General features: G+C 39.4%; 1 tRNA gene, 1 rRNA gene and 1 pseudogene. All 3 read left to right on the top strand.

Going from position 1 to position 904, the window contains the following annotated elements:
* Positions 1–133 precede the first annotated feature (133 nt).
* Positions 134–249, top strand: a 5S ribosomal RNA gene (gene rrf, locus D8803_RS09650).
* Positions 250–254: 5 nt separating this feature from the next.
* A tRNA-Asn gene (locus tag D8803_RS09645) sits at positions 255–328 on the top strand.
* A 186-nt stretch (positions 329–514) separates the two neighbouring features.
* Positions 515–904, top strand: a pseudogene (tnpA, locus tag D8803_RS09640) (IS200/IS605 family transposase); the annotation flags it as partial.

Genomic DNA, 904 nt, shown 5'->3' with positions numbered 1-904 from the left:
GGAAGTGTGGTGACACATGTAGCGGACTAATACTAATAGCTCGAGGACTTATCCAAAGTAACTGAGAAAACTTAGCGTATGGTTTTTCTAATTATTTGATAGATATTCAATTTTGAGTAGGTATTACTCAGAGTTAAGTGACGATAGCCTAGGAGATACACCTGTACCCATGCCGAACACAGCAGTTAAGCCCTAGAACGCCGGAAGTAGTTGGGGGTTGCCCCCTGTGAGATATGGAAGTCGCTTAGCTTTTATCCGCCATAGCTCAGTTGGTAGTAGCGCATGACTGTTAATCATGATGTCGTAGGTTCGAGTCCTACTGGCGGAGTCAGATAAAAAAGAACACCACTGGTGTTCTTTTTTATTATGTGACTATTAGTCCGTCTCGCTCCGTAAGGTGCGAGACAAATAAACCACCCGCTATGCGGGTGCGCATCGAAGGTTATACCAAAAAAACTCCAAACGCGATACAATAAAGGTGTTCAAGCCAATTGTAAAGCGAAAGGAGAAAAATATGGCACAAAAGGCACATAGTTTATCACACACAAAGTGGATGTGTAAATATCACATTGTGTTTACCCCTAAGTATAGACGAAAAGTGATCTATAATCAATATCGAAGTAGTTTAGGCGAAATATTTCATCTTTTGTGCAGTTATAAAGGTGTTGAAATTATCGAAGGTCACTTGATGCCTGATCATGTACATATGTTAGTAAGTATTCCACCGAGGATAAGTGTTTCAAGTTTCATGGGATATTTAAAAGGTAAAAGTGCACTCATGATGTTTGATAAACACGCTAATCTCAAGTACAAGTTTGGCAACCGGCATTTTTGGGCAGAAGGTTATTATGTGAGTACAGTAGGACTTAATGAAGCCACAATTAAGAAATATATTCAAGATTAA

The sequence above is a fragment of the Streptococcus oralis genome (assembly GCF_003943385.1).
Taxonomy (GTDB): Bacteria; Bacillota; Bacilli; order Lactobacillales; family Streptococcaceae; genus Streptococcus; species Streptococcus oralis_CA.
The sequence above is the reverse complement of the archived record's forward strand: the minus strand, read 5'-3'. Positions and strand labels throughout refer to the sequence as shown.